General features: G+C 40.4%; 17 protein-coding genes. 11 read left to right on the top strand and 6 right to left on the bottom strand.

Going from position 1 to position 22,022, the window contains the following annotated elements:
• Positions 1-29: 29 nt before the first annotated feature.
• Positions 30-950 carry a Nif3-like dinuclear metal center hexameric protein gene (locus M886_RS11125; protein WP_048051189.1) on the bottom strand — a complete coding sequence of 307 codons (921 nt, stop codon included), beginning with the start codon at positions 948-950 and terminating at the stop codon, positions 30-32.
• A gap of 603 nt (positions 951-1,553) precedes the next feature.
• Between M886_RS11125 and M886_RS11120 the strand changes: the two genes are divergently transcribed.
• The 3 genes from M886_RS11120 (at position 1,554) to engB (ending at position 5,423) form a co-directional block, all read left to right on the top strand.
• The gene (locus M886_RS11120; RefSeq protein WP_048051188.1) at positions 1,554-3,158 is read left to right on the top strand and encodes a BatD family protein; all 1,605 of its coding nucleotides are present in this window, start codon (positions 1,554-1,556) and stop codon (positions 3,156-3,158) included.
• A gap of 649 nt (positions 3,159-3,807) precedes the next feature.
• Positions 3,808-4,797 carry a DHHA1 domain-containing protein gene (locus M886_RS11115; protein ID WP_048051187.1) on the top strand — a complete coding sequence of 330 codons (990 nt, stop codon included), beginning with the start codon at positions 3,808-3,810 and terminating at the stop codon, positions 4,795-4,797.
• Entirely contained in the window at positions 4,794-5,423 is a 630-nt protein-coding gene (gene engB / locus M886_RS11110) for a GTP-binding protein EngB (protein WP_048051186.1), read from the top strand. Before M886_RS11115 ends, engB begins: the two co-directional genes overlap by 4 nt.
• Positions 5,424-5,492: 69 nt before the next feature.
• Here engB and M886_RS11105 read toward each other — a convergent pair whose 3' ends face one another.
• From M886_RS11105 to M886_RS11090, 4 genes are all read right to left on the bottom strand, one after another.
• Entirely contained in the window at positions 5,493-7,199 is a 1,707-nt protein-coding gene (locus tag M886_RS11105) for an ATP-dependent DNA ligase (RefSeq protein WP_048051185.1), read from the bottom strand.
• Between the two features lie 68 nt (positions 7,200-7,267).
• Positions 7,268-8,266 (bottom strand): homoserine dehydrogenase, encoded by a 999-nt coding sequence (locus tag M886_RS11100; RefSeq protein ID WP_048051184.1) that lies wholly within the window; start codon positions 8,264-8,266, stop codon positions 7,268-7,270.
• A gap of 21 nt (positions 8,267-8,287) precedes the next feature.
• Positions 8,288-8,791: an amino acid-binding protein gene (locus M886_RS11095; protein ID WP_048038009.1), complete on the bottom strand. Its 504-nt coding sequence runs from the start codon at positions 8,789-8,791 to the stop codon at positions 8,288-8,290.
• Between the two features lie 444 nt (positions 8,792-9,235).
• Complete coding sequence (locus tag M886_RS11090; protein WP_048051183.1) at positions 9,236-10,435, bottom strand: helix-turn-helix transcriptional regulator; 1,200 nt, start codon at positions 10,433-10,435, stop codon at positions 9,236-9,238.
• Between the two features lie 215 nt (positions 10,436-10,650).
• Between M886_RS11090 and M886_RS11085 the strand changes: the two genes are divergently transcribed.
• The 4 genes from M886_RS11085 to M886_RS11070 all read left to right on the top strand — a co-directional run bounded on the left by M886_RS11085 (position 10,651) and on the right by M886_RS11070 (position 14,198).
• A complete protein-coding gene (locus M886_RS11085) occupies positions 10,651-11,697 on the top strand; it encodes a hypothetical protein (protein WP_048051182.1) in 1,047 nt (348 codons plus the stop codon).
• A 147-nt stretch (positions 11,698-11,844) separates the two neighbouring features.
• Positions 11,845-12,135: a hypothetical protein gene (locus tag M886_RS11080; protein ID WP_011034618.1), complete on the top strand. Its 291-nt coding sequence runs from the start codon at positions 11,845-11,847 to the stop codon at positions 12,133-12,135.
• Positions 12,136-12,803: 668 nt separating this feature from the next.
• Complete coding sequence (locus tag M886_RS11075; protein WP_235203936.1) at positions 12,804-13,925, top strand: hypothetical protein; 1,122 nt, start codon at positions 12,804-12,806, stop codon at positions 13,923-13,925.
• Between the two features lie 12 nt (positions 13,926-13,937).
• The gene (locus M886_RS11070; RefSeq protein ID WP_015412741.1) at positions 13,938-14,198 is read left to right on the top strand and encodes a hypothetical protein; all 261 of its coding nucleotides are present in this window, start codon (positions 13,938-13,940) and stop codon (positions 14,196-14,198) included.
• 55 nt (positions 14,199-14,253) lie between these two features.
• On the opposite strand, the gene M886_RS11065 is transcribed toward M886_RS11070, so the two are convergent.
• A complete protein-coding gene (locus M886_RS11065) occupies positions 14,254-14,580 on the bottom strand; it encodes a phasin family protein (RefSeq protein ID WP_011034615.1) in 327 nt (108 codons plus the stop codon).
• 722 nt (positions 14,581-15,302) lie between these two features.
• Here M886_RS11065 and M886_RS11060 point away from each other — a divergent pair.
• The 4 genes from M886_RS11060 to M886_RS11045 all read left to right on the top strand — a co-directional run bounded on the left by M886_RS11060 (position 15,303) and on the right by M886_RS11045 (position 21,888).
• Complete coding sequence (locus M886_RS11060; protein ID WP_048051181.1) at positions 15,303-17,984, top strand: type I restriction endonuclease subunit R; 2,682 nt, start codon at positions 15,303-15,305, stop codon at positions 17,982-17,984.
• Positions 17,981-19,405 carry a type I restriction-modification system subunit M gene (locus M886_RS11055; RefSeq protein ID WP_048051180.1) on the top strand — a complete coding sequence of 475 codons (1,425 nt, stop codon included), beginning with the start codon at positions 17,981-17,983 and terminating at the stop codon, positions 19,403-19,405. Before M886_RS11060 ends, M886_RS11055 begins: the two co-directional genes overlap by 4 nt.
• The gene (locus tag M886_RS11050; protein WP_053014985.1) at positions 19,389-20,924 is read left to right on the top strand and encodes a restriction endonuclease subunit S; all 1,536 of its coding nucleotides are present in this window, start codon (positions 19,389-19,391) and stop codon (positions 20,922-20,924) included. The genes M886_RS11055 and M886_RS11050 overlap by 17 nt, the downstream gene beginning before the upstream one ends.
• Before the next feature lie 277 nt (positions 20,925-21,201).
• Positions 21,202-21,888 carry a hypothetical protein gene (locus M886_RS11045; RefSeq protein ID WP_048047775.1) on the top strand — a complete coding sequence of 229 codons (687 nt, stop codon included), beginning with the start codon at positions 21,202-21,204 and terminating at the stop codon, positions 21,886-21,888.
• The last annotated feature ends 134 nt before the right edge of the window (positions 21,889-22,022 follow it).

Genomic DNA, 22,022 nt, shown 5'->3' with positions numbered 1-22,022 from the left:
CTACTGATAAAGTATCACCGGTTAAGAACTTATTCGAGATATCTTCTTCGATTCTCACTTCCCAGGCTGCGCCTGTAATCCGAACGAATCTGGTTTCTCGACTGTTCTTCGAGCATAAACTCAAGTGAGTCCTTCTCATTCTCTTTTTGTTTACAGTCATTCGTTTCTTCATTTGTATCAGGCACATTTCCATCCATGTCGGATCCAAAGTCAACAGCCCTGAGCCCTGAAGGCTGGTCAATAAATTCAACCTCAATTCCAGGAAGCTCACGCAATCTGGGACACAGGGCTTTCATACCCGGGTTTTCAGTAGCATAGTGGGTTGCGTCAATCAGGCAGAGGTCTTCATACTCTCTGAGAACATCATGTTTAAGTTCTGACGAAATAAAAGCATCAACTCTGTTTTCCCTGGCTATTTCGAGAAATTCTTTCCTGAAACAGCTTCCTCCAGCAACCATAACCCTGCTGATCTCCTGCCTATCCCCGGCGTACATGACAGGAGTCTGCAGGCAATCCGAAACATGGGCTGCCAGTTCGGAGGAAGAACAGGTTTCAATCTCTCCTATTCTGCCAAGCTCCAGTGTCGTGATATTTTTGAGGTCCAGACTGGCTGCAAGAACATCATTAACTCCTCCCTCAGCCCTGTCATAGTTTGTGTGCATGCTGTAAAGGGATATCTCGTTTTCAAGGGCAATTTTAAGAGAAGCAGCCAGAGTCTTTGAAATCACGTTTACAGGATGGAAGATAAGGGTATGATGGGTAATCAGCATGTCTGCCCCAATTTCTGCAGCTTTTTGTAGCACGCAGGAGTTCGCATCCAGAGCAACTGCAATTTTGCTTACTTCGTCCTTAAGCCCAAGGATCAAACCAATCCTGCCTTTATCAAAGTCATCTGCAAGCTCAGGTGGAGCTATTTCTTCAAGCACCTGCACTATTTTAGAAAGTTTCATGGAAATGTCTCCGAAGCTGGGAAATTAAAATTACCAGTTTTTTTCGATCAGAATTCAGGTTAAGTGTTTATGGCATTTAATTCCAGCCCTGGATTGATAAGGTCAAACAGGATAGTAATGTTAAGTGTAATGTTAAGTGTAACTGCCAACATTAGCAAAAATTAAAATAGGATATATGAAGATATTTTATAGGGATTTTAATGAAATATTTTATAGAGATTTATCAAAAGAAAAGTTCGGGTTCTCTGAAATAAAATGAATAAAAATCAAATCACTTAAAGAAAGTAATAATATTTGCATTATAAAAAAACACACATGATATTCTTCGAATAACATGCCCAAAAAATGAAAGTACTTGAGAGCACTTTCATGCCAAATAAACTGGAAATGTGGGTCTGAAAATAATTGATTAATGCGGGGTATTCTGGGGCGGGGAATGTACTGCGCATAAATATAATACGGCTGTAATCAAACAACTTTTGTAAAATATTTTTCATAACATAATTATAATATTAAAAAGCCGCAAATTTTACAGAAGCGCAAAATATACGTTTCCGGTGCCCGAATCCAAGAGATTCAGTATCAAAATCAAGGAAGGAAACCATGGATAAAAAGATTGTACTGATTGGGTTACTTGCCGTTTGTATTTTTTCCATTCTTTCAATGACTGCTTCTGCGGCAGATAACATTGAATGGGTGGAGAAAAAAGATGGAGCAAAACTTTACTGGGGGGAGACGATAAACGTAGATGGTTATGATGTAAAAGCAGAAGATTTTAATGAAGATGGGATGGTTTTTGTCTCCATATCGAAAGATGGGGAAAAACTGAAGACTTCTCCTCTTACAGCAGGCCTGGAATTTGAATATAATGACGAAATAAAGGTTTATGCCCAGAAAGTGGACCCCAACTATGAAGTCATCACAAAGGACGGAAAAGAATTCAAGACAGGGAAATGGAATCCATATGCTGAACTGGATATTCTTTTAAGGGGAAAACCGGGTTTTGACATAGATGTTGAAACTAAAAAGGACACCTATGACTCAAAATTAACAGGTGACAGCAGAATAGATGTAACTATAAATGTTAAAAACGATGGCGAAGCAAAGGCTCAAAATGTAGTGCTGACTGTTGACACCGCCGGTCTGGAAGTGCTCAATGGAAAAACAAAGTATACATATACTAAAATTCTTAAAGGTGAAGCCGTTGAGCCCATAAGCCTGACGCTCAAAGCCTCCACCCCGTGGGAAGATACTGATTACAACATAAGTGTAAAAACAAGCTGTGAAGATATAAGAGGCAAGAAATACGAGCATACCGGATACAAAATCATAAAAATAGAGAAAAAATGGGATCTTATCGTCTCAAAGAACTTTATAAAAGAACGGCATATGGGAGAAAACGTGCCCGTATCGGTTACAGTCAGGAACAGAGGGCTCTGTGACATAAATAATATCGTACTTAAAGATTCGATTGTTTCAAACATGCATCTCCAAAAAGATGCCACACTTGAGAAGACATTTTCTCTGAAGGCTGGAGAAACAGCTGAAGACGTCTTCAAGTATACTCTTGTTCCGGAAAGACCCGGAGAATATACTTTCTCAAAAACTGTAGCTGCTTTTACCCTTTCAAATGGGCAGAGTAAACAGGTGGAATCAGATAATTCGGAAAAGATAACCATTTACGGCCCCTATATTGAAATTACTAAAACCGTTGACAGACAGCAGCTAAATCCCGGAGACAAACTTACTGTAACGGTCACTGCAAAGAACACCGGAAATGTTGATGCCAGTATAACAGTGACCGATACCGTGCCCTCAGAAGCTAAACTTATTAGCGGGGAAACGAGTTTTAAGCAGGTTCTTGAAAGCAACGGTGGCTCGAAAACCATCACGTATATTATGCAGATGAATAAAGAAGGGGAAATCAAAATACCCGCCTGCAAAGCAAATTTCCTCGACCTTGACAAGTACTCGGGAGAAGTATATTCGGAGTCTCCTGTAGTTAATGTGGGAAAAATAATTACCCTTGAAGGCAGCAGTCCACAACCTGAAGGGTCAACCAGCTCCAATGAAGAAAAAGACGAAACTTCGGATCCGAGCACTGACGGCACGGAAGAAGATTATGAAGATACACCCGGGTTTGGATTCTTCCTGGCTGTAGCAGGGATTTTGATGGGAACAGGGTTCATTATGAAAAAGAAAGCATAAAAAGCAAGAATTAAATACATTTGGCATCGGTTAACGAATTTTATGCACAACTTCGAATACCACGTATAACGATTTTCCAACAAAATTAGTAGAGATATGGCATAAAAAATAACATATTTTGACGTTTTAATCCTTAACCGAATCCAAATGGAAATAAATATAGTCAGGATTATTCCGGACCTTCCGGATAATCCGTTTTTATGACCTCCACACTTCCCCTTGTACCGGGAAGGTGATTTCTTTTGTTAAATTATCGGCCGTTTTTTCTAAATGGATATCTTTTCTAAATGGATATCTTTTATAAATTGATAGCTTTTATAAATGGACATCCTGTCTCTGCATCATGATTTCAGGAGGCCTCTTATCGAGTCAGTAGAATTACGCTTAGTCCGAATTGCGCCCAGGGACAGAAAAATCATGGCTTTCCCTGTACTTGCGACGTAGTCGCAACAGTACGCAGCCTTTTTCGCTTTGATCAAGAGGGCTAATTTTTTTGAAAAATAGTTAGGGTTCCTTTAAGCATGAAAAAAACGGTTTAAGTTTTTGAGTATCAGTAATATCAGTAAATACTATCAACTGATTAATAAGGAACACAAAACAATTAGAATAATACATTAAAAAATTAGCAGGACAAAAAAGGAATCAAATCATGACAGACGCTCAGAACCAGCTCAAAGCAAAAACCCTGATCCTTACTCATGGAGACTCTGACGGGATATGTTCGGGAGCACTTGCAAAAAGCGCTTTTCCTGATGCATATGTATACTTTACAAGCCCTGTCAGCCTTCTTGAAAAATTAAATCTTATAGAATATGTTGAAACTCTCATTATCTGCGATATTGCTATTGATGAAAGGTACTGCACTGAACTCAAATGTGTACTTGGGAAGTTTGCGGAAGAATGTAACCTTTATTACATTGACCACCACCCACTTCCGGAAAGGTGCAGTAAGGAAGAATGGTTTTACCATGAAACAGAAGTATGCGCTTCAGAGCTGACTTATAGAGTTTTTGAAGACCTTCTGAGCCCGGAGATGAAAAGAGTTGCAATTTACGGGGCTATAGGGGACTTCAGTGATAACACCCCCCGTGTAAAGGACTGGGTGAAAGACTGGGACAAAAGAAGCCTTTATTTCCAGGCAGGGACCCTGATCCAGGCAATACTCCATAAGGGAAAAGATTATGAATTCAAAAGGACTCTGCTTGAACCTCTTTCAAAAAATGTAATCCCTTCAAATATCCCGGATCTGCTCGAACTCGCAAGAGAAGCTGCAATTAACGAAGAAAAAATCCGGTTCTGCGTGAAAAAAAGTGTTAAAGCCCTCAAAAACAGCGCGTATGTTGTAAATACAAATAACTCCATTTCAAAAGCAGCAATCTATGCAGCTTCCTACGGCCGGAGGGAGGTTGGAATTGCAGCGGAATACAGGGAGAAAAAGGGAGCGTATGACCTGAGTATACGTTCCCGCGGAGAAGTAGACCTGAACCGAATCCTCCGCTCAGTTGCTCCCAGTTTTGGAGGGAGCGGAGGCGGGCACCCTGTTGCGGCAGGAGCACGAATACCGAAAGATTCTCTGGAAAGTTTTCTCCGGGCTTTCGATAAAAAGATCGGAGAAGCAAAAGAGGTTAAACAAAAATGAAGACAAGTAAAACTGCATCTGAAAGTGGTATAAACCTTGAGATTATTTTTGCAGGACGTTCAAATGTAGGCAAATCTTCTCTCCTGAAAGAACTTTTCGGGGCAAAGGTCAGGGTAGGAAAACGTCCAGGAGTCACATTGCGCCCCACACATGCCCAGGTCTCGGATCTGCTAATCACAGATATGCCGGGTTTCGGCTTCATGAGCGGGGTGAAGGAGAGGAAGCAGGACATAGTAAAGGACAAAACTGTACACTACATTGAAGATAATGCCGGGAGGATTAAAATAGCTGTTCTGGTAATCGACGGGCCGGTATTTCCAGAAATAGTTGACCGGTGGGATTCAAGAGACCAGATTCCAATCGATGTTGAGATGTTTGATTTCCTGAGAGAAATCGGGATTGATACCATTGTTGCTGCAAACAAGATGGACAAAGTCAAAGAAAACGAGTCTGACCCTCTCCTCAACGAGGTCGCCATCCGTCTGGGACTTGAACCTCCCTGGCAGAACTGGAAGCATATTATTGCTCCCATAAGCGCCAAAAAAGGAGACCTCAAAACATTAAAGGGACTTCTCAGGGACAGGCTGCACGAAATGAAAAGGGACGACCTGTTCAAGTATATTTGATTCCTTTTATGAATCAGCTCAAACAGGTTATTTTATTTCACTCTTCAGCTCTTTTCAAAAACAGGAAATTTACAGTCTTTTCAGCTGCTGACTGTATACACGCCCTATCCGCTGGATAGTATCCGCTTCTTCCGGGTCTTTATCGTCACGGATGCGGATGAAACGGGGAAAACGAAGTGCAAAACCCGAGTCGTAGTTGGGGCTTTTCTGGATTTCCTCAAAAGCGATTTCAAGGACAACCTTTGGCCTGATAGCAAATACTCCTCCGGCTTCTCCGCCTTCCATTAGCCCTGAGAGTATTTCCGTAAGCTCTTTTAGCTGATCGTCCGTAAGCCCCGTGCCGACCTTGCCTACCTGCAGGAAGCGAGTAGTATCGGGGTCGTAACAGGCAACGGTATAAGAGCCGATCAGGTTTGCCCTGCGCCCGAAACCCCATTCAGCTCCGACAATTACAAGGTCAAGAGTGTCCATGAGAGGTTTTTTCTTGAGCCAGTTTTTTCCGCGTTTTCCAGGAGAATAAACGGAATTCGGGTTTTTAACCATAACTCCTTCATGCCCGGCTTTTAAGGCTTCCCTGTAGATCTTCTCTACAAGCTCAAGGTCTCCGGTTATGACCTGCTCAGCCACGGAAATGGACTTTGAGTCCTCGACAGAACTCTCAACACAGGACTCAAGAGCTTTCCTCCTCTCGAGAAGCGGGAGATCTATCAGAGTTTTGCCGTTGAGGTACATAATGTCAAAAAAGTTGAGCTGGATAGGAATTCCGAGTGCCTTTTCCTTGACATCGTACTTTCGCCTGAAACGCTTGAGAATTTCCTGAAAAGCCCTTGGAACCCCATTTTCGTCCACAGCTACGGCTTCTCCGTCAAGGATCGCTGACTCAGCTTTTACATGTTTTCGGACTATTTCAACGAGGTCAGGGAGGGAACTGGTAACATTTTCAAGTTTACGCGAAAAAAGAGTTACGGAATTTCCGTCCTTGTGGATCTGGACCCTGGCCCCATCAAATTTCCATTCAATTGCAACCTCCTTCATGGCTCTTATATCAGCATCTATGTCAGGGCTGATCTGAGAAAGCATCATCTTGATAGGGCGGTTAATTTCGATCCCGAGTCTCTCGAGAGCTTCAACCCCTCCTTTTTTAGCCGCTGCAGCCACTATTCCGAGGTCATTCGTAACCATGAAGGAATGTTCCACAATCTCTGCAGGAACAGAAAAAGCTTTTGCAATAGCGTCCCTGACAACTCCTTCTCCCACGCCTATCCTGAGCTCTTCAAGCGCAAGCCTTGCGATGTATTTTGCTTCCCTAGGACTTGATGAAGTGAACAGAAACTGGAGGTTTTTGACCTTAATATCCTGTGAACCTTTTCCAGAAGCTTTTGATGCGATCTTAAAACGCCTGTAAACCTCTGTTATTGATAGCTCTGGCTTTTCCTCAAAGAAAGAAGAGAATGTCACCTGATTTTTTCTTTTTTCTTTAAGGATAAGGAGTGCTGTATCCCCTATATCTCCGGTCGTCCGGACAAGAGATTCTATACTGTGTATGGACATGCCTGAGGCTTTGGAAAGAGAAACGTAAAGCAGGCTTGTGCCAATCCCGAGCTGTTCCCCACTCCAGGCAGGAAAAACCTCACTCATAATAAAATGAGTGGCAACAGGAAGCTCTTCAACATCAACCTTTTTGAGAAGGTCGGCAACCTTATTTGTGGTCTCTATAGTGCTTGATATTTTTTCAATTGCCTGGCACGTTTCTGCAAATTCCCTGAAACTTGTCATTACCCACACAGCCTCTTTTATTTTTGTTTTTCAGATTCCGGTCAATGGAAGCCTGTATCTTCAAGTATTTACTTATTTCCGTAAATTGCAATCAGGTCACTGAGAATTGCACTTGCCGTTTCTACAGGTCCTGCACCCTTACCCGTAACTGTAATTTCTCCTGCAAGCTCGGTATCTATGGAAGCCACATTAAGAGTGCCCCTCACGTCAAGAGGGTGATTGATGGGCACAAGCCTCGGAGCAACATGGATTCTTTCCCTGCTGACCTCTCCTATGAGCTTGATCACGTGCCCTCTTTCATAAGCCATTTCCAGAGCTTCGGGAGTAATTTTCGTGATCCCTGTAACCTCAACATCCTTATACGTTGCATTGAGGCCGAAAATCGCATTGGCAAGGATTACAAGCTTGCAGGCAGTATCAATCCCGTCCACATCGTATGTGGGGTCGGTTTCGGCGATTCCGAGTTCCATGGACTCGGCGAGAATGTCTTTATAACTTGCCCTTTCTTCAAGCATCCTGGTAAGAATATAATTGCATGTCCCGTTCAAAATTCCTTTGATGCTTTTAAGCCTGTTTCCTGCAAGAACCTCATTTGCCAGGTTAATGATGGGCATGGAACCGCCAACCGTAGCTTCGAACCTGAAACTGGACCCCGCAACTTTTGAAGCTTCCATCAGTTCTCTGTATTTCAGGGTAAGTGGACCTTTATTGGAGGTAATGACATCTTTACCGATTTCGAAGGCTGCAAACATATTCTGAAGCCCCGCTCCTCCGGTGACGATATTTGTGGGAGTGGTCTCTATCACAAGGTCGTGGTCTATGGACTTTATAACCTCAACGCCTGTAATTTTTTCAATAGCAACCGTGCCCGTGGTTCTTTTGCGTGCAAGGCAGTCTGCAAGGTCAACACCTTCGGGATTTACAGTAGCTCCTCTTGAGTCCACTACAGCGACCACTATAATTTCCAGCCCGATACTTTCCAGATACTCTTTTTTCATAAGGAGTACCTCGGCTACACCCTGTCCGATTGCACCAAATCCTAAAATAGAACAGCGCACTGTTTTCATATTTTCAAATCTCCTTCTCTATCAGGCCTGGATGTCTATTGGAAGCACCATCAGCAAATCTTTCTTTGCCGAGACTTTTTTCAGAATATCAAGCGCCTTTTGCAGGTCTTCTTTGCCCACAGCATCGACTCTGATCAGGGCTGAAGAAAGCAAATTAATGCCTGGCATGGATAGTGAAAGATCCACGACTTCCGCAAATCCGGTCTTATCAATCTCGTCAATAGTGTCCTGTATCCCTGTATGGACCACGTGCCCTATAAGAACCACATTTATGCTTTCTCTGAAACGATGTTCTCCAACCCTTACAACTCTTATCCCATTTTCCTCAAGTTTTGCCTTTATTGCTTCTATACTTTCAGGTTTCATCTCAAGTACGAGCTGTACGGGTACCGTCTTTCTGGGGGTCCTTTTCTGATGATGATGCAAAACCGTTATCAGGTTAGCTTTGAATTCCGAAAGAGGCTGGAGGGCTAAAAGCATCTGCCCGGGCACATCTTTTAATTCAATGTCCATGGAAACTCGCATAGTGTCCCTCGTGCAATTTATAATATTCAAGACGTCAAATAATAATATATTAATTTTAATGAACATACGATATTCATATAAAGTAACTGATTTTGCCAGATTATAAAAGGCAGTTCCTGCATAACGAATCAGGATGCGAACCGGAAATATCATATGCCAAGTCTTTGAAATTTTTATTACTTTTCCTGCTGCTTAGTAGATTAATTCAGTTATATAGTTTGCTATTTATGGTTTTTCAAAAGAGGTAAGAGTTTAGGTAAGAGTTTAGGTAAGAGTTTAATACTTCATTCAAATTACTATTTTGTTTATACATCCCACTTATCCTGTACCAACTTACTTCTATACATTTTACTTACTTCTAACATCTCACTTACTTCTATACATTTTACTTACCTCTAACATCTCACTCACTTCTATACATCCCACTTACTCCTATACATTCGCTTACTCCTTCTTTTCCAGAAACTCTCCCTGTTTGAGAATCTCTGAATCTGGAATTCTAATAATGTTCCCTCTGCCCTTTTTGAACTTTTCAATCAATCCGCGTTCTTCGAGATCCGAAAGCATAAGGCTGACTTTGGACTCTGAATAAGGTGACTTTTTCCTGAGCTCTCTCTGAGTGATCCGGTTTCCACTGGCTCGTATCAGGTCCATAATTTCTTTCAGATCATCCGGCAGGCCTGCTTCCCGGCTTTTCGGAACTTCCGGACTTAACAAATCAGGTTTCTCTTCAGAGAGTGAACTAATAGACGTTTTAGAGTCAGCTGGCAACTTTTCTCTTTGCTGAACAGATAACTCTGTCTCCTGAACAGGTATCTCTGTTTCCTGAGCAGGGATCACTATCTCAGAGACATCTCCAATATGAGATCCAGAAAGTTCATAATTTGTTCCGGAAACCTTTTCGAGTGAGATACCTTCACCCGGCTCTGCATATTCAGGCATTTGTGACTCTGCTTTGAGATTTTCAGATTCCGGTGAATTTGATTCAGATGAAGCTGAATGTGATGGAATTAATTCTGATGAGGATGGTTTTGATGAAATTGATTCTGATGAAGCCGGATTTGATGAAATTAATTCTGACGCAGCCGGTTCTGATCCAGTAAGAGATCGAGTTTCTTCCGGGGGATATGCTGCCTTTCCAGGAGGATTTTTTTTGCCCTTTTTTATAAAATAACCTGCCAGAAGCAGAATACAGAGTGCGACTGCTGCAAATATAAGGATCGTATTCTGTGAATTTGTCTCAGGTTGAGTTTCTTCTTCCAGATCCAGATCAACATTTTCAAAGTCCTCCTGGTAAAGAAGATCCTGCTGATAGGTTGGGAAGAGGAGAAGGTCGTGAACATAATCACCATCATCGGAGGTAATTATAACTTCTTCTTCAGTCTGATATACTATGGTGTTATCTTCGAGATAACTGGCAGTTATCAGATATGTTCCCTGAGTAAGGTTAAAAGAGTATTCAGCATCCGTTGCAACAAGATACTGCTCCGGAGTAGAGTTAATCTCGACTATTGAGTTCTCGAGGGGCTTAAAAGTATACCACTCGTATACAGACCCGTGAATCGTCGCCGCAACTGCGTTTCCCTGAACAAACAGCAGGAAAATAAATACACAGGCGATCTTGCAGAGCTTTCTAAAATTCACGAAGCTTTAAATGGGTTTTTAGCATAAATCTTTTACTTTTCATTATCAGAGGTTAAAATAAGCTGGAGGCGCATTAAAGTTTTATCAAGAAAATAGAGATCCAATCAAGCTTGCAAGCAAATATAATATAATTTATCAGTTTTATTCTGAAAAGTATGCTTATATGTCACTATTCCATTATCACAGTATTATAACTTGCCAAAGGAGGCAGTCAGATGAAAAAATTAGTGGTTGTTAGATATCTGGCTTATATCACATTTATATTAATCATACTCAGCATACTGTCTGGAGAAGCATTTGCTGCCAAATCTTTACCGGAGAATGGAAATCGAAATCAGTATGCAGATGAAAATACTATCGATACAGAAAATTATGAAAACAGTTCAGAAAAGAATAGAGGTACTGAAAGTTCAGGTTCCGAAAGCGTGAAGGAAGAGGAAAGAATCCAGACGCAGGACAGGGATAAATATACAGCTTATAAACTGGAAAGAAAACATACCCAGGAAGAGCTTCAGTTACAGAAAAGTGAATACAGGGAAGCAAAAGGGGATTTCCTGAAAGTAAGAAATAAAATTCAGACAGGAAAAATTAATCCGGGTTCTGAAGAAGCTATAGATGCCACTAAAGTCTACCTTAATTCAAGTATCAGCTATATGATAGCCCACCTGAAAAATGTAAAAACCAATATGCAGCATTCAAACGGCAGTGGAGCAGAAGAAAAGATAGCTGCCATAGATGAAAGCATTAAAAGGCTTGAGGCTGAACAGGCAGCAGTTAAAGATGCATCCAGCCAGGCTGAACTCATTACTTCAGTCAGTTCCGTGCGCGGAATATGGACCAATGCACAGAAAGCCAGCCTGGCAGGTGCAGGGCAAATCGTTAGCCAGAAAGTAGGGGAGTTCCTTGAGAAATCAGAAAATCTCTCTGGCGGGCTTGAGGTTCAGATTCAAAGCCTGAACGAAACCGGTGTCAATACTGCTGATCTTCAGACAAGGCTTGCCAGTTATAATCAATATATAAAAGCTGCCCGTGAGAAGAAAGCAACTGCTGATTCTATTTATGAAGACGACACTGCTACCCAGAACGATCTGAAAGTGGCAAACAATTATCTGCGTGAATCTCTAAATAATGTGAATAAGGCGAATCAGATACTTAAAGTAATTTTCGATGAATTGAAGGGACATGGCTTTAATGAAATCGGAAAAGTTATAACAGAAAATGATATAAAAACAGAACTTAATAATACAAAAGGTACAGATTAATAATTATCTATATGAATTGATAATTAATCTGTAAAAACGGTACTCCTGTAAACGAATTAATTATTCAGAAGCAGAATAAAAAACATCCCCCAGAAGAAAAGGCTGAGAACTTCTCTGATTATAGATTTAGAATTAGGAGACATTAAAATGGCTAAACTCACTCATCTGCTTTTACTGTTAGCCTTAATAGTCTGGCTTGCAGGATCCGGTTGTGTTGGAAATAGTGAATCTGATATGGATGATGAAAGAATTAATCCTGACGCCGGAGCAGAGAATGGGATATCGGATTATTCAGAAATAGAACTTACTCAGGCTGAAATTCAGGAAATTGACAATGACATGATTGAGCTTCAGCAACTGCTGGAAAATGCAAGTATTGAAGACGAAATAGTACTTGAAGAACTCCCGGGTGTAAAACAAAAAAGCCGGAATAGCTGAAAGTGAGACGAGAAGAAGACAAAAGGTAAATAAAAACAGGAGTAAAAAGTGAAGAGATAAAAATAGTAAGAAGTGAAAAACGTAAATGAAATGAAAAGATAATTTCAAATGAAATATTCAAATGAAATATTCAAATGAAATATTCAAATGAAATATTCAAATGAAATATTTAATTAAAAAATATCCTTCATACTCTGTCTTCTCAAAATCTCCTTTTCAAGCACTGAAGTTTTTTGTTCCAGTTTTCTATTCGATTTTGTTCTCTGTCTCTGTTAATCCGGTATTAACCTGTTTAATTCGGTTAATGGTTTATGCTTATTACAGGCCAGAGTCTGGAGTTTTGATTTTTAATCCAGCCATTATTTTTCAGGTAATACCAGGAATGAATCGGATTATCCTCAGTAAAATCCAGCTTTTACAGGCAAAACGCTACTATTTAATTATTTTATTTATGTGATGCTGAAGATCTATATTCGAAAGAGAAAAATCAAAAATATAAAAGTCCATACAATCACTAATTATTTTTACACAGATATCGAATTGAAGTATAAAAAGTTTACTTTAATTAGCAGTAATTTACTGAGCACAAATGCCTTTGAAGTCTTATGTGATTAATAGAATCAATGTTGGGCTTTAAATTAAACATTTATCTACTTATAACCCTCTTTATGAAAAAATATACTTATATATTGTCCCTCCTCAATAATATAACAATCAAAAATTTCAATGGAGGAAGTCATACGACTAAGCCAGGGGAAATTATCCATTATGCTTCTTATCTAACCTTAATATTCATACTTTTTAGTGTACTATCACCGTCAGCTCTTGCCGGAAATGGGGCTGGGGCAGGTAATGCTGACAGGAATGGAGCGTCTTTTGAAACTTTTCAGAAAACTGAATTGCTTCAGGAGAAAAATCAGGAAAAAAATCAAAATGAGAATTTAACCCGGGGACAGAAACAGCCGCATGAAGAAGTGCAGGAAAGAAAACAGTTAAAAGAAAAGCTAAATACTCAGAAAAATAATTACCAGAATTCGAGGAAAAACTTCCTTATAATAAGGAGCAGGTTAAGAGCAGGAAATTACAATGAAAAAGACCTGGAAACTACAAGGGAATACCTGAATGCAAGTATTGACTATATAATAGCCCACCTTGAAAAAGTTCAGTACAACCTTGAACAGTCTAACGGGAGCGGCACGGAAGCGAGAATTAATGCTATTGAGGAAAGAATAAGCCAGCTACAGGAAGAGAAGAAAGCTATTGAAAAAGCCGAAGACCTTGAAGACTTTACAAAAGCAACTAAATCTGTGCGCGGCGTCTGGAACAATGTGAAAAACAGGACTGCTGTAGAGACGGGACAGACTGCAGGCGAGAAAATAGATGATTTTGCTAACAAATCAGAGTCAATTTCCAGAAAGCTTGAAAAAGAACTGGATAAACTGAATGAAACCGGAGTAAATACATCTGAACTTGAGTCAAAGCTTGAAAATTATAATGCCCTGATGGCTTCAGCAAGGAAGAATAACGAGGCTGCAAAAGAGATTTACAATAAAGAAAACGCTACCGAGGAAGAACTTTCAAAAGCAAACGGCTATCTTCAAAATGCACTTGGAGAAATAAAAGAAGCAAATCAGGTCCTGAAAGAAATCTTCGAGGAATTGGAGCAGTATAGATCTGAAGAGACCAACAGAAATAGAGCCAGAAATAATCCAGAACCAGAGTTCGATGATGCCAAAAATGGAACGGAAAATGAATCAGAAAATTCCACTGAGGAAGAACTGGAGAGTTAAGGGGGCAAAAAAATGGTAAAATTTACACATATATTTGTAATCTCAATATTAATTTTCTGGCTTGCAGCATCAGGCTGCGTTGAAGACAATACAGACGTGGGAGAAGCAGGTATATCCCAGGAGATTCCGGGTTCAGAGGATGGCGAAAATACCTCAGCAAAACAGGAGCTAACCGAAGCAGATCTTAAGGAGTTTGAGGAAAATGTTACAGACCTTGAGGACCTGCTAAATAATTCAAGCCTTGACGAAGAAATAGTTATTGAAGAACTTTAAAAAAGATATTTAAGAATAGATTAAAAAAGATATTTAAGAATAGAAAAAGATGATCTCATTTGAAGAACATCTTTTCTTTATTTTTCATTTTCCGGACTTCGTCTTCCAGGGTTTCTAACCTTGCTTCAAGCTCATTCATGTCTTTTCTTGTGAAAACATCTGCCTTTGCAATGGCATCCTGCATTTTATCAGATATTTTCTTTTCGAGGTCAATCCTCTGTTTCCTGCTCTCCTCCACCAGGTCCTGAACAGTTCTCTTGCCTTCCTCTTTGCTGATATCCCCTCTGTCGACAAGGTCTTTCACAAGTTCATTTACTCTATCTTCTGTCATTGCCCACAGGCCAGCCCCTATGAGCCCAAGTTTTCTGACGGATTCTTTCATGTATAAACACGCATCCCTGATTATTAAACTGAATGTAATTAATTAGAAATAATATGTGAAGTATTAAAAACTGATAATGTATTAAAAGGTTGTAATGTATTAAAAACACTTTTATCATTAGAAGAGTGTCCATGTTTTAACAGTGGAAATCTATTTCTGCAATTTAAGTTTTGTCCTTCAAATATAATGGTAAATTTTTTACTCTTTATATCGGCTATCCGTCAATGGTTTTTGATTCGATAAGAATAAGTTGAAAAAACCTGTAAAGAAGTTCAAAAGTTGTTTGAAGTTTTCCCTATGGTGAATATTCAGCAACCTTCCTGTTCTTTATTCCATTTTAATGGAGATATTAGTAAAATATATTAAATAGGAATAAATACGCCACCATATCACCTATGCCATAATTATAATCACTGGAGTTATATTATTCGGTACTTCAAGAAAAAAGTTACCTCTTCCCAGGGCTCACGATTCCGAAATACAGGAAGGTAACTACAGGCAGGGAAAAATTAGAAGATTTACAGCTTTTCATGCCATAGTCTCACTTTCTGTAAGTCTGTGCATTGTATATAATGTATCTTTTTCAGAGTGCCTTTTTTAATAAATTACTATTGTATTATAAATATCAATAAAAAAACTCCAACTTATTTATACAAATAAATATAATCTGTGATGGAGTTTAAATTCCCATAACAAATCCCCAATAATTATGATGATTCACAATGGCTAAACTCAATGAAGCTGAGACACGGAAAAGACTGATAGATCCGATGCTTGCTGCTGCAGGGTGGAATATCGTTTTCTATGATAAGACAAAAGGACAAGATAATTACAATAATTGTGCGATAAGAGAGTATCCAACTGATTACGGACCTGCGGATTATGCGCTTTGCGTAGGAGGAAAAATCCTCGGAATTATTGAGGCAAAGAAAGAAGAGTCTGGTACACAAAGTGTTTTAACGCAGGCTGAAAGGTATTCACGTGGGCTTTCAAATAATCCTTTCAATTTTAACGGATACAAAGTTCCTTTTTTATATTCCACTAACGGAAAAGGCATCCGGCACCATGATGTGCGTCCTGCTCTTAGCCGTTCGAGACAAATATCCGGATTTCACACACCTGAGGCGCTGGTTGAGAAGTTAAATTATGACTCTGAAGAGAAAAGTGCCAGATTTTTTGATATACCTGATAACACGAGAATGAGACCCTATCAATGTGAAGCATGTGATGCGATAGGGCATGCTATTGCTGACCGAAAACGAACAATGCTTGTTGCAATGGCTACCGGAACCGGGAAGACATTTACGATTGTCAATCTTATTTACCGCTTGATTAAGGCAGGGGTTGCAAAAAGAGTCCTGTTTCTTGTTGACAGAAGAGCACTTGCTGCGCAGGCGGTCAGGGCTTTTTCGTCCTTTGAAACTGAGCAGGGACTGAAATTTGATAAAACCTATGAGGTTTACAGCCAGCATTTTCAAAGAGGCGATTTGGATGAAAACGAAGCTTTTGATTCAAATTTGATCCCTGAAGCCTACCTTACAGACCCGAAGCCAGAGCACAGTTTTGTATATGTATCCACAATTCAGCGGATGACCATTAACCTGTTCGGAAAGGCTTCTGATTATTCATGCAGTGACGAGCCCGAGGATGAAGATGCAGGGCAGCTTGATATTCCAATTCATGCTTTTGACCTGATCATAGCTGACGAATGTCACAGGGGTTATTCCGCACAGGAGGTTTCGGTTTGGAGAGACACACTTGACCATTTTGATGCTATAAAAGTAGGGCTTACGGCTACGCCTGCTGCTCATACACTTGCATACTTTAAAGATGTCGTTTATAAATACGGTTATGAACAGGCTGTCAGAGACGGATATCTAGTTGACTATGATATTGTTGCACTGGAATCAGGCGTCCGCATGAGTGGGATATTCCTTCGTGAAGGAGAAATGGTCGGAGTTATAGATTCCGAAACAGGGCAAAATAAAATAGACACTCTTGAAGACGAACGTGAGTTCTCGGCTGAGAAGATCGAGAAGGAGATTACTAATATTGATTCTAATAAAAAAATCCTTCAGGAGATCAAACGGTATGCCGATGAGCATGAAGAAAGATATGGACGCTTTCCAAAGACCCTGATCTTTGCCGTACAGGACCTGGCAAATTCTTCTTCCCATGCTGACCAGATAGTTGATCAGGCAAGGGATATTTTTGGTAGAGGGGATTCGTTCGTCCAGAAGATTACAGGAAAAGTTGACCGTCCTTTACAGAGGATCAGGGAGTTCAGGAATAGGAAAGAACCTGGGATTGCTGTAACCGTTGACCTTCTATCAACAGGGGTTGATGTCCCGGACATCGAATATATCGTGTTTTTAAGATCCATGAAATCCCGAATCCTGTTTGAACAGATGATCGGGCGTGGTACGCGCAAAGGGGAACATTATCCCGATAAGTCTCATTTTGTCGTTTTTGACTGCTTTGGCGGGACCCTCATTGATTATTTCAAAGGGGTTACGGGTGTGACAGCCGAACCGCCCAGAAAGGAAGTAAAACCGATAAAAAAGGTTATTGAAGATATATGGAATAACCGGGACAGGGCTTATAATGTGCGTGTCCTGACAAAAAGGCTCAACAGAATCGATAAGGAGATGAGCGGAGAATCCCGGGATATGTTCAGCGCTTTTGTAGAAAAAGGTGATCTGAACCGATTTGCTATCTCTCTTGAAAGGCGGCTTTCAGAGGACTTTACAGGGACGACGGGAATCCTGAGAAATCCTGACTTTTTGAACCTCCTTGAGAATTACCCCAGACCACCAAAGACTTTCCTTGTGGATTATGCAATAAGGGACGTGGTTTCATCCACATGGATAGTCAGGGATGCGGCTGGCAAAGAATATAAACCGGATGATTATCTGAGTATTTTTTCTGATTTTGTAAAAGAGAATTCCGAAAAGATTGCTGCAATCGGCATTCTTCTTGACCGCCCGCAGGAATGGAACACGGATGCACTTGGAGAGTTAAAAGAGAAACTTGAGTCTTCCCAGCAGCGGTTCACTATCGAAAATTTGCAGAGGGCACACAAAGAGAAATATAATAAAGCTCTTGTGGACATTATTTCGATGATCAAGCACGCTGCCCGCGAAGAAGAGTCTCTCCTGACAGCGGAAGAACGGGTCAGCCTGGCTTTTGACCGGGTAACCGTGGGAAAAGATTTTACATCTGATCAGCGTTTATGGCTTGACCGCATCAGATCGCATTTGATTGCAAACCTCTCCATTGACAAAGAGGACTTCGAATATATTCCCGTGTTTTCCGATTACGGCGGATGGAATAAAGCTAACCGTGTTTTTGAGGGCAAGCTTTCTACTTTGATTTCAGAATTTAACAGGGCAGTTGCAGCATGAGTGATATTGTACAGAAATTATGGGGTTTTTGCCACACTTTACGGCATGAAGGTATCGATTACGGCGATTATATCGAACAAATTACATACCTGCTTTTTTTAAAAATGGCTGACGAGCGGGAAATTAAACTCCCGGAAGCCTGTGACTGGCAATCCCTGAAAAAAATGTCAGGGACCGAACTCACCGAACATTATAATGATGCGCTTCGAACACTTGGTAAGCAGGAAGAGCTCCTTGGTGATATCTTTGCAGGCGCTCTTTCACGTTTCCACAACCCCGTGAGCCTTAAGAAAATCATTTCTCTTGTTGATGAAACCGAATGGACAGGCCTTGATATTGATGTCAAAGCAATGGCTTTTGAAGGTCTTCTGGAAAAAGCAGCAAGCGAAGGTAAAAAGGGTGCCGGACAGTACTTCACGCCAAGAATTGTAATCCAGACAATTGTAAGGTGCACAAGACCTGACCCTCGAAACCACCGCGATTTTTCAATTATGGACCCTGCATGCGGAACCGGCGGTTTTCTGGTCTGCGCCTATGAATGGCTGAAAGCTGTAACCGGAGGCGGAGCCCTTGACCGTGACCTGGCGAAACTCATCCGCTACAGCACCTATTTCGGGCAGGAACTTGTGGAACGCCCGCGCAGGCTCGCCCTTATGAACCTCTACCTTCACGGCATCGAGCCTGAAATCAAACTCGGAGATTCCATTTATGAAATCCCGGAATCAAAAAAGTTCGATGTGGTGCTCACCAACCCACCCTTCGGGACAAAAGGCGCAAACCAGGCCCCTGTCCGTGAAGATTTCGTTATCGAAACCTCAAACAAGCAGCTAAATTTCATCCAGCACGTAATGACAATCTTGAAACCCGGCGGCAGAGCTGCAATCGTAGTCCCTGACAACGTGCTTTTTGCAGACCAGGCAGGAGAGGTTTTCAAGGTGCTCTGCGAAGACTGCGACCTGCACACGGTCCTGCGGCTTCCGGACGGCACATTCACGCCCTATTCCCCGGGCACGAAAACCAATGTGATATTTTTTACGAAAGGCATCCCCACAGACCGGACCTGGGTCTACGACTGCCGGACCAATGTCCCGAAGATCACGAAAAAGGACCGCCCGCTCACAAAAGAGCATTTTGCGGAGTTTGAAAAGTGCTTCGGTTCCGATCCAAACGGCAGGGCAAAACGCGAGGAAAAGGATTCTCAGGAAGACCGATGGCGCAGTTTCCATATCTCCGAACTCAAAGCCCGCGACTACAAAATTGATTCCCTTAAGTGGCTCAGGGACGATTCTTTAAGCGACACCGACGACCTGCCCGATCCTGAAGAACTTGCAGCGGAGGCGATTGACGAGCTTGAAGCGGCTCTGGGAGAGTTGAATGCTATTCTTGATTTGATGGGGAATGGGTATGCACCAGAAGAATGAACTGCCTGAAGGGTGGGAGTTTGTCTCTTTTGAAGACGTTTTAGAGATAAATCCATCAAAGCCTCCTAAGGATGTTGTTTCCCCAGATACTCCAGTCACCTTTGTGCCAATGCCAGCAGTAGATGCTGTTTCAGGTGAAATAACAGACCCCGAGATTAGACCATTTTCAGAGGTACGTAAAGGGTACACTGCATTTCAAAATGATGATGTAATATTTGCTAAAATCACTCCCTGTATGGAAAATGGAAAAGCTGCAGTTGCAAGAAATTTGTTAAACAATTTAGGGTTTGGCTCAACTGAATATATCGTTTTTCGCTCAAAAGGCGCAATTCTCCCTGATTATCTTTACCACTACATTCGTCAAGAATCGTATCGCAAGCTTGCAGAGTCAAATATGACTGGTAGCGTTGGACAAAAACGTGTACCAAAAGATTTTGTCCAGTATTCCATGATTCCTCTCCCCCCACTTTCCGAACAGCACCGCATCGTTTTAGCTATTGAAGCACTTTTCGCCCGTCTGGATTCAACAAAAGAAAAGCTTGACAGGGTGCCGGAGATTTTAAAGAAGTTCAGGGAATCGGTGCTTGCGGCTGCATGTGATGGAAGATTAACTGAGGAATGGCGAGAGGAGTATGTAAACAAAGAAGAGATTTCTATATTTTTCGAGTCAATAAAGAAAAAACGAATGGAGTACTGGGAAAAGGAAAATCTCGAAAAATTTGTTTCTAATGGCAAAATGTCACAAAATGATAAATGGAAACAAAAATACAAAGCACCTGAAAATACGCAAAATTTTGATTCTTTCACTTTGCCTGATGAATGGATATCGGTTACTATTGAACAAATCGCATCAAAAGTGACTGATGGAGACCATAATCCGCCAAAGAGAGTGGAAAAAGGAGTACCACATTTAACTGCAAGAAATATTAAGAATTGGGAAGTCACCTTTGATAACTGCACATACATATCTCCTGATGATTTTGAGATAGTAAAAACTCGTTATAATCCTCAAAAGGATGACCTAATTATCACTTGCGTAGGCACTATTGGAGAAACTGCTATTGTTTCAGATAACCTTGTATTCAGTGCTGACAGAAACTTGGCTGCTATTCGATTGACAGAAAACGGAGCAAATCCTCGATTTGTCCAATACATATTAAATGCTCCTGTATGGAGAGATATAATGAAAAAAGGTTCGGGTTCTACTGCACAACCGCACCTCTATCTTAAGGACATAAGAGCATTGACAATTCCTCTCCCACCTCTCTCCGAACAGCAGGAAATTGTCCGGCGTATTGCTGCCCTCTTTTCCTTTGCCGATTCGATTGAAGCTAAAGTTGCAGCGGCAAGAGAAAAAACCGAAAAACTCAGGCAGTCCATTCTTGCAAAGGCATTTTCAGGAGAACTTGTAGAGACAGAGGCTGAGATTGCAAGAAGAGAAGGCAGGGGTTATGAGACGGCGGAGATTTTGCTTGAGAGGATAAAGGAGGAGAGGGGGAAGGGTGGGAAGAAACGATAATATTAATGTCTTTTTTTAAGTCCCATCTTTTTTAATTCTTTTTTAACTAAATATGATTCAATTCAAATCAACTACATTTTCAAGTAAAATTACTAAATATAAAAAAAGATTATTTATTAAAGAGTTTGACTAAATATGGTAAGTTTTAATTAATGACATATTTATATATAAATATATCTAATATCTTCTATAAAAGTCTGTAGACATTACAGCAATAAAAACTACAAAGACATCTTATAAAGGTTCAATACGCAACAGAAATCGAGGAGATATTTAAATGGCGGAAATTCCTTCTCAAATATCTTTTTCAAAACTCATTTCTAATACTTTTCCTGGTGTATTTGTTACAATTGGTATCTTCTTGGTTCTTTATATGCTGTTTTCAAATTATATCGATAGTTTATTTTCTTTATTACAAGGACAGGGTAATAGCTGGGCAACGTTCATAGGGGCAGTAGGTAGTCTTATTTTCTTTGCAACTATTGTAGGAATTCTCGTAGATACTTTGTCTCATCTATTTATAGAGACTCTTATATATAAAGTAGTGAATATATTGCCCTTTCGTAGACTGATAAACAATAAAATGGATTATATTAATTGTAAAGAAAGCGATCTTATAAACATTCTTAAAGATAAAAACCTTTACAAAGACGTTGATGATAATAGAGTTAAATGGTTCTATTTCATAGGGTTTTTACCTATTGATAAGTTTATCTATATAGATGAAAATTATTATTGCTATCAAGAATGTCTATTCAATCTATCACTCTCTTTCATATTTTCTACAATTATTTATACTGTTTTCTTTTACTTCTCTAAATATAGTACTTGGATAGTTGTTGCAACATTTAGCATTTTTCTTTTACTATCTCTCTTTTGTTTCTATTCGGGGTTATATTTTTATCTTACCTTACGATTGAGTAGAATAGAATTTATAAAAGGCGCTCTAGATAAAAGTCCATGAATTTATCAAAAACCAACCTTTCTCGAATTATAACTATTTAGACTGTTTTCCATGATTAGAGATTTCATCTATTATTGAGATAAGGGTGAAAGAAGCAATTTCGGGTTTTGGAATCGGCTTGATATTAAATTGAT

The sequence above is a fragment of the Methanosarcina soligelidi genome (assembly GCF_000744315.1).
GTDB lineage: Archaea > Halobacteriota > Methanosarcinia > Methanosarcinales > Methanosarcinaceae > Methanosarcina > Methanosarcina mazei.
Note: the sequence above shows the minus strand (reverse complement) of the source record. Positions and strands in the feature narration are given on the sequence as shown.

Excerpts from the sequence above, each read along its gene's own strand:
- M886_RS11045 (WP_048047775.1), top strand. The coding sequence starts at position 21,202 with ATGGCGGAAATTCCTTCTCAAATATCTTTTTCAAAACTCATTTCTAAT.
- M886_RS11075 (WP_235203936.1), top strand. The coding sequence starts at position 12,804 with ATGAAAAAATATACTTATATATTGTCCCTCCTCAATAATATAACAATC.
- M886_RS11070 (WP_015412741.1), top strand. The coding sequence starts at position 13,938 with ATGGTAAAATTTACACATATATTTGTAATCTCAATATTAATTTTCTGG.
- M886_RS11100 (WP_048051184.1), bottom strand. The coding sequence starts at position 8,266 with ATGAAAACAGTGCGCTGTTCTATTTTAGGATTTGGTGCAATCGGACAG.
- M886_RS11065 (WP_011034615.1), bottom strand. The coding sequence starts at position 14,580 with ATGAAAGAATCCGTCAGAAAACTTGGGCTCATAGGGGCTGGCCTGTGG.
- M886_RS11050 (WP_053014985.1), top strand. The coding sequence starts at position 19,389 with ATGCACCAGAAGAATGAACTGCCTGAAGGGTGGGAGTTTGTCTCTTTT.
- M886_RS11060 (WP_048051181.1), top strand. The coding sequence starts at position 15,303 with ATGGCTAAACTCAATGAAGCTGAGACACGGAAAAGACTGATAGATCCG.
- M886_RS11125 (WP_048051189.1), bottom strand. The coding sequence starts at position 950 with ATGAAACTTTCTAAAATAGTGCAGGTGCTTGAAGAAATAGCTCCACCT.
- M886_RS11055 (WP_048051180.1), top strand. The coding sequence starts at position 17,981 with ATGAGTGATATTGTACAGAAATTATGGGGTTTTTGCCACACTTTACGG.
- M886_RS11080 (WP_011034618.1), top strand. The coding sequence starts at position 11,845 with ATGGCTAAACTCACTCATCTGCTTTTACTGTTAGCCTTAATAGTCTGG.
- engB (WP_048051186.1), top strand. The coding sequence starts at position 4,794 with ATGAAGACAAGTAAAACTGCATCTGAAAGTGGTATAAACCTTGAGATT.
- M886_RS11105 (WP_048051185.1), bottom strand. The coding sequence starts at position 7,199 with ATGACAAGTTTCAGGGAATTTGCAGAAACGTGCCAGGCAATTGAAAAA.
- M886_RS11095 (WP_048038009.1), bottom strand. The coding sequence starts at position 8,791 with ATGCGAGTTTCCATGGACATTGAATTAAAAGATGTGCCCGGGCAGATG.
- M886_RS11120 (WP_048051188.1), top strand. The coding sequence starts at position 1,554 with ATGGATAAAAAGATTGTACTGATTGGGTTACTTGCCGTTTGTATTTTT.
- M886_RS11085 (WP_048051182.1), top strand. The coding sequence starts at position 10,651 with ATGAAAAAATTAGTGGTTGTTAGATATCTGGCTTATATCACATTTATA.
- M886_RS11115 (WP_048051187.1), top strand. The coding sequence starts at position 3,808 with ATGACAGACGCTCAGAACCAGCTCAAAGCAAAAACCCTGATCCTTACT.